This is a genomic window from Alteribacillus sp. JSM 102045 (genome assembly GCF_041949975.1).
In the GTDB taxonomy this organism is placed as follows: Bacteria; Bacillota; Bacilli; order Bacillales; family Marinococcaceae; genus Alteribacillus.
The window spans coordinates 1-10158 of record NZ_JBHFQG010000063.1; the positions used below are offsets into that span (position 1 = coordinate 1).

6 protein-coding genes and 2 pseudogenes are annotated in these 10158 nt (G+C 34.7%); 4 read left to right on the forward strand and 4 right to left on the reverse strand.

All coding sequences use genetic code 11. The annotated features are described in order from the left end of the window. Positions 1-465: 465 nt before the first annotated feature. From ACE1TI_RS21085 to ACE1TI_RS21095, 3 genes and pseudogenes are all read left to right on the forward strand, one after another. A complete protein-coding gene (locus tag ACE1TI_RS21085) occupies positions 466-600 on the forward strand; it encodes a dioxygenase family protein (protein WP_375009492.1) in 135 nt (44 codons plus the stop codon). Further along, the gene (locus ACE1TI_RS21090; protein WP_375009497.1) at positions 597-923 is read left to right on the forward strand and encodes a dioxygenase family protein; all 327 of its coding nucleotides are present in this window, start codon (positions 597-599) and stop codon (positions 921-923) included. The genes ACE1TI_RS21085 and ACE1TI_RS21090 overlap by 4 nt, the downstream gene beginning before the upstream one ends. Before the next feature lie 177 nt (positions 924-1100). Further along, positions 1101-1446: pseudogene (locus tag ACE1TI_RS21095) on the forward strand (ATP-binding protein); the annotation flags it as partial. A 218-nt stretch (positions 1447-1664) separates the two neighbouring features. On the opposite strand, the gene ACE1TI_RS21100 reads toward ACE1TI_RS21095, so the two are convergent. The 4 genes from ACE1TI_RS21100 to ACE1TI_RS21115 all read right to left on the reverse strand — a co-directional run bounded on the left by ACE1TI_RS21100 (position 1665) and on the right by ACE1TI_RS21115 (position 7939). Next, positions 1665-2513: a cytochrome c oxidase assembly protein gene (locus ACE1TI_RS21100; RefSeq protein ID WP_375009494.1), complete on the reverse strand. Its 849-nt coding sequence runs from the start codon at positions 2511-2513 to the stop codon at positions 1665-1667. 184 nt (positions 2514-2697) lie between these two features. Continuing rightward, a complete protein-coding gene (locus tag ACE1TI_RS21105; protein ID WP_375009495.1) occupies positions 2698-4623 on the reverse strand; it encodes a primary-amine oxidase in 1926 nt (641 codons plus the stop codon). Positions 4624-5286: 663 nt separating this feature from the next. Continuing rightward, positions 5287-6114, reverse strand: coding sequence for a helix-turn-helix domain-containing protein (locus tag ACE1TI_RS21110; protein ID WP_375009498.1), 828 nt, complete (start codon positions 6112-6114; stop codon positions 5287-5289). Between the two features lie 1234 nt (positions 6115-7348). Then, positions 7349-7939, reverse strand: a complete 591-nt coding sequence (locus tag ACE1TI_RS21115; protein WP_375009496.1) for a peptidoglycan-binding domain-containing protein — start codon at positions 7937-7939, stop codon at positions 7349-7351. Positions 7940-10035: 2096 nt separating this feature from the next. Between ACE1TI_RS21115 and ACE1TI_RS21120 the strand changes: the two are divergent. Beyond that, positions 10036-10158: pseudogene (locus tag ACE1TI_RS21120) on the forward strand (GTP 3',8-cyclase MoaA); the annotation flags it as partial.

The following is a 10158-nucleotide window of genomic DNA, read 5'->3' on the forward strand; positions in this document are numbered from 1 at the left end:
ATTTTGTCCTATACTAGTAGACATAGGTAGGGCATCTCCTCTCGAGTTGATTTGGTCGTTAATTCTGAGGATACCCTACCTCTTTTTTTGTCTCAAGGAACTTACACAAACTATCTTACGCTATCATAGGATGCCCACAAGTAATTCATTAAAAAAAATGAACAAGTAGAAGGAAGTATTTAACATGTTTATTAAACACATGAAAGAATTTTTGGAAGAAGCCAAACTGAACCACCAAGAGTAAACCAAATTTGTGAATTGGGCGGATCATTAAGGAAGAAAAGGTGAACTTCCTCTATATGCCGACGTATTTCTTGAAACGCATGTGTTACAAGCTATGTACACTGATATGCCAGGAACCCAACCTTCAATATTAGGACCTTACTATGTAGAAGGATCTCCACATTTAGAAAGAAAACCTGGTAGCCATTTGTATTAACCCAGAGGCCGAATGAACCGGGAGATGTGTTGTATTTTAAAGGAAACGTCCGCAATACAGAAGGTAAACCTCTGTCTACCACACGAGTAGAATTTTGGCAAAATGATAACTCAGCAAAATATTCGAACTTTGACTGTGATGCACACCAGACTTCAATCTGAGAGGACACTTTCATACAGATGAGAATGGTGATTTTAAAGTAAAAAATATCGTTCCTGTCCCTTACGCCATTCCAACCAATGGCCCTACTGGAGAGTTCCTTGAGTATATGGATCATCATCCTATGCGTCCGGCCCACCTTCATATCATGTTTGAAGCGGAAGGTCATGATACCCTCATTACGCAAGTTTTTTTTGGAGGTGACGAGTGGCTTAAAACGGATGTTGCTGAAGGGTTTCGCAATGAACTAATAACTAGATTAGAAGATAAGGGTGATCACAAAGAAGCTTCTTTAAACTTTATGATGCGTCCACTGCAGGAGTGAGGGTAGATGGAAAGCAATTGTTAAACATTTCAACCGGAGAAATAATATAATTAACGAGCCTGTTCTTATAAAACAGATCAGGATGCTGTCTTATTTTTATTGAATAAGGTAGTTTCTTAGTAGAATTTAAATAAAAAAGTCATTTAAAAATTATTACACAAACTCATTCTTGGGGCCTATCAAGAGTTTCTGCATGAACTTCTTACTTATGAAGAAAAACGTCGGGAAGAAAAAAGATGATAGAAAAACATTTAAAATGGGCAAGGTTTCCTTACCAAAAAAGTCTAGACATGTTTGAGATGGATGGGCAGCCTTCGTTAAGCAACAGGCAAATGAATCAGCTCAAGGAACTCTCCTGGATGGAGCAGTCGTACAATTTGATCTTTCTAGGACCTCCGGGTGTCGGAAAAACCCACCTCGCTATAGGACTTGGGTTGAAGCAATTTATAAAGGGAACCGTGTCTTCGTTATTTCTATGGGAGAGTTAATATCCCAATTGAAAACATTCAATAAAACACAAAAATTTATTGGAAGGAAATCAATTCATAAATCCATCTCTTCCACTGTCTTTGTTTCTTTTCATTGTTTTCTATTATCAATAATCCGTTTAAGGAAATTTTTTAAATCGCTCTTTCCTTATCCTAATCAATTTCTCACGTCTTGACATGGACAGTTAAATTATATTCAACAGATGTTTCAATAATCTTTACTTCATTCATGATAACTATGCTCGTCATTATTTTATCCCCCCTTTTCTTCTACATCGTCATCCTTGAATTCCTTTTTTGGCATAGTATGACTATTATAATCTGGTACTTTATTTCCAATATGAAATGTCAACATTAAGCCAAATTTGTGAATTCCCAACATGAGGATCCCACCAGCAAAATGGTCAAACCGTGTGTTGAATGGAGAAGAGGAACTATGATGAGGTAGATTAGTAGTAAACGATGAAAAAAAGGGAGTATTCATGCCACCAACAAAGCCATTCACGACAAATAGAAGACAAGCTGGCATTAGTATAAGTCCACTCAGAAATGCATAACGTTTTTTTTGTTCCTTATAAATAGGTTTACTAGAGTCAGGTGCTGCTATCATTGGCCACCACATCCTAAAAGATAACACCAAAAGCACTAATGTGTACCCGCTATGAAATAAAGGATGTTGAAAAAGAACCTTTAAGACAAATGGTAAATGGTACATTAAAAACAATACTGCAAAGGCACTTAGAGCAATGATAGGCGGCAAGAGTAATTTTCCTATCTTTATAGCTATTGGAGTTTCCCATATTTTTTGAAACAAAAGATTAGGAATCCCTAGTAGTAAAAAGGGAGGGACAATAAAATAAAAAATGCTCATTTGAGCCATGTGTGTGCTGAATGATTGATGGCTTAAAGATGATAGAGGACTACCCATAATAAAGTATAATAAGCCTAAACCGAAAAAAAAGAGAAGTGGTTGTTTATAATATATTTTAATATTTGTAAAGTGCTTTACCAATAATGCATATACGATGGCTATACAAATAAGCCCTGTTAGTAATGAAGTGTTCCATGTCCATTGACCAGCAAGAATAAAATCATGAGACATGTGATCCCTCCTACTCTTATATTGATAAAATATATATCCGATTATTGCCTTAACAGATCCACTCAATCATAGCCAAATCCTAAGTATTTACTAAAAAAGCTACTAATTTTGCTAACACGTATCCATTAATCATTTTTTTAAAGTATTAGTAGGGATTAACCAATAATCCCTACTAATTTAAAAATTAGTTATGGTTGCAGTGTGAACCATGATTATGTTTTGGAGCTGGAACGTCAAGAGAAGGATTTCTATCAAAGAACCCCAGGGGTTTTAAACTGAATCCCATTTTAGCAACAGGCATAACTGGCCAATCCTCTGGACGGCAAATATGGTGATGACCCATTGTATACCATACAACAATATCGGTATTCTCAGTAGATCGATTAGCTTTAGTCCACTTTGGCAATCCTTCTCCACCCTCATGCTGGTTAATATAATCTCCCGCAGCATATTTTTCATATTGATGAAAAGGGGTTACCCATAAATGGTTTTTTAGAAAGCCTGCTCGTTTTATTAAACTGGAATCGTCATGAGCAAAAGGAAATGTATTTTCTCCTGTGATTAATTTGTAGCCAACAGGTTCACCGATGATATTTTTCTTTTCTTGATTCACGATTTTCCAATACCGTGCTGTTTCTAACTTAAGATTTCTCCTTGCCTCAGATTCTGTTTTTAGAAGTGAGGATTTTGCTATAAATCCATTTTTATAAGGATTGTGCGGACCCACCGTATCACTTTCGGTATTCACCTCATAAACGGAATTATTCATTCCATCCACCATCATATCCAAACGCATATTAAAGAAATGCTGGTGGTGAGGTGCGAGCAGTTGTGGAGCAACAAGTTTACCGTAAATTGATGTTTCCTCTGGGGGAATGGCAGATGTATGCAGAATACCTGTTAATTTCACTTCATAGTCGATGGTGCCATCTTGATAAAAATACCAGTAGAATCCATACTCATAATTTCCGACAGTCGAGATACTTGAAAGGACTAGACGTCGTGAGCGTCGAACCTCAACTTCTTCGGTTCTCCAGTCCGTGTGCTTCCATAAAATACCGTCATCTTCTTCATGAAGACAAATTGCATTTGTAATTACGACTGGATCTCCATTACTATCTGATAAGACGCCATCAAAATAACGGATCTCACCTAGACAGTCGCAACCAAACTCTAAAGAATTCGCAAGCATTCCAATGCCGTATTCACCTGCATCAAATGCATTATTCCGATTAACAGGCTCTGTAGGATCACCGTAAGGAACGACCATTTCTGACAATGAAGCTCGATAAAGAATAGGACGGTCTCTTCCATCGTCGTTATAACTGACAGTATGCAAAACAAGTCCTTCACGTGCATTAAATCCGAATCGAATCTTCCATTTTTGCCAGTCAATTTCATGGCCGTCTATTTGAAAGCTTGGTCCTTCAGGTTGAATAATATCCAGTGGTTTAATGTCATCTCTATATTTTTCAACCGAATCAGCAGTATAGTTACCATCCAGAGGCGGTAGAGGAATGCTTTTATTATCAACGACTTTAACAACTTCCATTTTATTAAGATCAATATAGGCAAAGAGACCCGAAATTGGGCGAGCATATCCATTATCAAATTTAGAAGTTTTATACCAGCAGAGCGCACGTACAAGGCGAACACCTTTTTCTTCTGCATGTCCAAAGTTCCCTGCTGACCATGGGTCGAGCATGACAAGATTAAGGTTTTCAATACCCCGCTTTTGTAAGGCAACCTTCATATCCGGACTATTTTTTAATATTTTTTCACACTCAAAGAATTCTTCTAACATAACATTAGGTTGAACAACTGGAACATGGATCCATGAAATAATTTTTTGTTGTTGTAGAGACACGGTGGCCTCGTAGGTTTTAGCATCTGACTTATTCAGAAGAATGAAGAACACCTTTCGATCAAACGAATCACCTTTATTAAAATTTAAAACAACATCCTTTGGGGGTTCTATTAATGATACGTTAGTGAATCGATAATTTTTTTCAATACTTTTTTGCTCTTTAATTATTTTTGTTGCAAGTTCAATTTCTTCCGCCGTTAACGGTTCTAATGGATGCTTGACCTGAGCTACATTATTAATCAAATTTTCCGACCCCTTTATAATAAGTTTTAATCTACTAAACTTTTTAAAAGTAGATTTATGGTTATCATAAGGTTGGTTACAACCGTTGTATTGTAAAAATCGGAATATTGAAAATAGATTGAATATTAATCTCTTAAGTCCAAGATTTTACAAGAAGGTGTTTTTTTAGTTTTCCATATGATTTTAAATTATTATTATTAACTCTTCAATTTGTGATTTTATAAATTAAACTGCCATACTCCAATGGAATTGAGGAGCATAGCAGCCTAGGTTTTTTTATTATCTCGTTTTTCTAGGTCAGTTTAGGTAAACCAGAAGAAGTTAATAGTTTGGTAAGTTCTTGACTTTTTCAAACGGTATGGAAAGTACATCTGAAAGAAGCGTTTCCCCGAGTCGTCTATAAGTTTTATATAACTTAGAGACTCTTTAGTGACTCTCGGGAAGGTCAAACAACTGATGTTGTTGTGACTATAATCCTGTCATCGCCTCATTCTATGCTTGAGACAAATATACTTGTAGTTACCTTCGAGAGTAAGGGATGAATCTCCTTGCATTATCTTTTGGTGGAATGGGTTCGTGTTAAGTACAATACCAGTCAACCCTATCCCCCTATGATGGAAGATTTAAACAATCTAAATTAAAAACAGCTTCCTGCTTCATTCATCAGCCCCTTTGCCCTTTTTCTAAATTCTCAATATTGAGAGCCTCTATAGATTTTTTTAGTTGAAATGGAGGTAAATGGGCCAGTCTTTTAAACATTTTAATAAAATGCGACTGATCATAATATCCATTTTCATGTACTATATCTGTTAATTTGTAATCGTTTGTTTTCAAAATCATATCTATAGAATTTTGAAATTTGACAATTTCAATAAATTGTTTAGGTGAAAACCCAATAAAAAATTCAAATTTATTGCGTATATACCGAGTTGAGTATCCAGTATCCTCCGATAGTCGGTTGACCTTAATAGTCCCTTTTGATGAATAAATCTTATTGATAGAATATTCGACAATATTTCTATCATACCTAAATTCAGAAACAGTACTTTCGATAAACTTTTCAAAAAATTTTATTCTTTCATCGATAGACTTTCCAGCTCCTATTTTCTCCACAATAAAAGAATCCATGGCAAAAACATCAATTAGAGGAATTTTCTTGGCTAAAAGCTCGCTCATTGAGTACTCTAATTTAATAACACTCTGTTCAGGAAAAAATCTAACACCAAAATATTCACATCCATCTGCAAGATAAGGAGTAGTACGCTTAAGTGGACTCGTCCAAAGAAATGCACAAGGCTTACTTGGACTACAGCAAAATAGTATATCAAAGCAACCATCAGGGAGAACTGAAAAAGTATTAGTGGCTCCTTTTTTAACTTTAAATTGATAATATAATGCAATGTTTTTGCTTTTCGGTTTAATTTCTAGATAATCTTCCGTTTTATAAACCATTTCGGGCTGAACAGGAATAAAATGTTTATCTTCAATCATTTTCAATGTAAATAGTCCCTCCTCGTATGATAGTAGCAGGTGCTCTTCCAATGGAAGTTAGAGCCTACCCTTTGAATAGGCGCTTTTGATTTTTACTAATCCATACATAAATTGTTATTCGTTAGTCAGGTCCTACGGTTTGACCAAACAAGAAGCCACGCTATCATCGTCCTTCTATTCAGACAAAGCCTGTGCATGGGATGGAGCACTGACGATCGACGAGGGCTTGAAAAAAGTGCAACACATCAAATTTTAAAAAACTTATGAGTTAGCTGTAGCAGGTCACAGAGACACCTTTAAAATTTTTAATAAACCTTTTCTTCTGTTTCTATGTGATCTCATAAAAAAGCTCACTTGCTGAAAAAATAGAAGTCGCTCAAGTCTGGATTGCCAAAGGATATACGGTGTTGGTTATTGGCATTCTTAATATTCCACGGTCCAACTATTACTATCAAACGTCTTAATCGTGTCGAACACAAGATTAACAGGATTAACGATGATGGGCTTAACTGATAAAACTGGGTATAAACCTGTATTTTTTGTTGTTTAGGAAATTATGTTTTTACAAGTTGTGGATAACTATCTCCATATTGTTTGATCCGCGTCTAGCTTCAGCGCCCAGCCTCTCGGAGGCCAAGACGGTTTAAGGAACTTTTGCTAGAATCGCGAACATCGTGTTCGCAACGCAAAAGTCAGCACATCCTGTGGAAGTAAGAGCGCCTTTAGTGACTAGAGAACATTTACCTGTCGAGGCTGACCAGGGCGCTTGCGCTTTTGTTCTTAATATAGATGTCCCTTTAACAGCGCTAGTACTAGCAATTACGTCAGCTATACTTTTCTTTTAGAGAGATGAATGGATAAGAGATTGATTAAAGACTAAACTTACAAACAAATGTGAAAATGGCCTTTTTGACAGGTAAGAATGGTAGTGTGATCGTCTGAAGAAGGTTACAAAAATAATTAGTCTATTTATTTTTGCTACATATGATAAACGTTTTGGAGGAAGTGGGCTGAATTATTTAATGCTGTCGTGGATGGTTTTATATTTTAGAAAGTAATTACATAGGAATGGAATTGGATTAAGGTGCCCAATGAGAGAGCAGGCCAGAACTTATACAGGATATATTCCGATAGTTTTCCTCTGCATTTTTATCGATTAACAATTCACTTTAAATATAAATTTGACAAGCATGGGCACATGAAGTAAATGTCCTTTGTTTCTACACTTCTTACCTTAATCAAGGGCTTCCCCCGTTAATCGTTGTCCAGAATTGTTATTTGATTGCTCTTTTTGTTTTTCTCTTTGATATTCAATTTCTTTCAAAGTTTGTGGACCGGCGATACCATCAACTAATAATTCATGAGTCTTCTGAAAATCAATGACTGCCTTTTTAGTATTCGAACCATATATACCGTCTACTTTAAATGGATAGAATCCCATCAGTTTCAAACGATTCTGAAGGTTAACAACGGTTTGTCCTCTGCTTCCTAAACGTAAAATTTGATTAGGCTCAATCGTTGATTGGCGATTGTTTAATGCAGAAAAAGTTTGTGGACCAACAATTCCATCCACTAGAATGTTTTGTTCACGCTGAAAGTCTTTTACAGCTTGGTATGTAATGGACCCAAAGTATCCTGTGGATGTATGATATTGAAATAAACCTATGGCTTTAAGTTGATCCTGAAGATCAACAACATCACTGTGCCTCATACCTTTATACAAATTTTGATCCCCGAAAGCTGCTTCACCGATTGTTGGTGAAGTTAAAGTCGCTCCAGCCAGCATTATTGAAATGTAAAGTTTTAATCTGCGGAATTTAAACACTTTTATCCCCCTATAAAAAATGACGTCCAGCCTCGAAGACATACATATGACCCTAGATGGATCATAAGAAATTCCTTCTTTAAGACTTCATATACCTTCTAGACTTGTAAAGAAAATCCTTTTTATTTATAAAGTAGGTAGCCAGAATAATAGAATTTTATTTTATCATCAAAAAATATGTAACTCCCATAACTAGCTGTTTAATAAATAATGTCATGTCCTTGCATAAAAAACGAGAAAAAAGAAGTATTCCCTCTTTTTCTTTCGCGATGAGATGGCATGTTGGTAATACGTTTAATTTAAAATACAAATCTTTACGGAACGTTTTCTTATTATAATAGAAAATAGTAGAAATTGATTGCTTATAAATAAAAATACATATATTTTATGGATGTAGTAAAATAGGTGGCAGAGAAATCTTGGTTAGGAAGGGACAAGTGCAAGGATATCAGTTAACAGAGGACAATAGTTAAGGAAAAAATATAAAAGAGTGTCGCAAGGTACATGTGACACTCTTTAGAAAAAAGGTTGGAATAGCAAATCTAAAAGATATTTATTGAATCCATATAATAATATCCATCGTTGGACCCTACCTGTTTGTACTTATAATTAAGGGTAACGGTGTAATTACTTTTAACATTGTTTATCAATGCGTTACTAACAATATCTCCTTGTGATTCGGAGTATTCTGTAAGTATGGTAACTGCAATGCCAGCAGGTACTGAGGCGTAACTCGAAAGTGGAGCAGTAACTAATGCTGTCGCAATTCCGGTTTGTATCGTCTCGTTAGTCGCTTGTTTTTCAAAGTAAGTATTAATATCAATTAGTTGATCTCTTGTAATGGTGGTTGTAGTTGAAAATGTAGTTCCTCCATAGTCGTCTGTGGTTGATGGGTGGGCCTAAAACACAGTCTCTTGGGCTTATGCATGATGTAAATTAACTGTACTTAGTGTTGCTAATACTAAAATTGCTATAAATGTTTTTAATACTAGATTCCCCATGATATGTTTCTCCTTTGCTATGTATTGTATGGGCACAGTGTATTTTAATTTATTTTCCATGTATGCATATTTTTGGTAAAAATATTAAAAAATCTGTCGAAACTATTTTTCTACTTTTTTGTAGTTCTTTTCAATTTTAGTTCCAATAGCAATAAATTTGTAGTTCTTTTCAATTTTAGTTCCAATAGCAATAAAATTATCGTCTTAAAATTATAGATTTTTTAGTTGAAAATAATAAAGGAGAGAAGGATTAAAGTTATGAAACAGAAACATAAACATTATTTACAACTTATTCTTTCATGCATTTTAACTTTGATTGCTATTTTTATTGTCAATTCCTTTTATCTGATGCCGTTTTCATTGTTTTAGGTTTTGCAATAATTATAAACATCATAGTTATTGAAATAAAAGACAAGATAAGATCTACTAATTGAGGTTTTTTCTTTTTTAAAAACTAGATTCCTATTTGATTAATTTCTGGTTTAGACACGTTTTTATCTTTTCCTGGGTTACTAATACAAAAGGTTGGGGTATTCATCGAACTAGTATTTTAAACAAAAACATTTTTCCTGTTTTTATAAAAGAGGAAATGTGAATTCTTTACTGATAGTAAACCCACCGTTGAATAATTGGTCAGTGTTTACTTATCGCTTTATTTGTAAGGGTTAAAGCCCCAGTACGGACCCATACATAAAACATTCAACCCCCTTGGATGGTAAGGGGGATTTTACTTTTTCTAACACTATAATTAATTAACTCAAACTCATCATTATTCTTTCTTGTAAACCTTTATAAAGATAAAAGTGTGTGTTTATTTTCCTGGTCAGTACCGTAAGGTTTCGGCTTTCCTAATTCTGATAAAGTAAAAGGTTGTGTACTTTTCCTCCATAACAGCTTGCTAATCTCAATTTAAATATTTAAAATAATAAAATAATTAACAAATGATAATGAAATATTAAAACATTTAGGATCACTCTATATTTATAATGATATAAAAGCTTTCATTATCCTGTAAAAGTTGATATATCATTACAAAAATATAAGAATAATATCTGGAACATTACACAATATCTTTTACCTCTTAGGAGGGAAATAATGGAAAAACACTTCATTACAGATACGCTCGACCGTCCTTTGCGCGACTTGCGTATTTCTGTCATAGATCGCTGCAATTTTCGCTGTTCCTACTGCATGCCAAAAGAAATATTTGGTGATGAT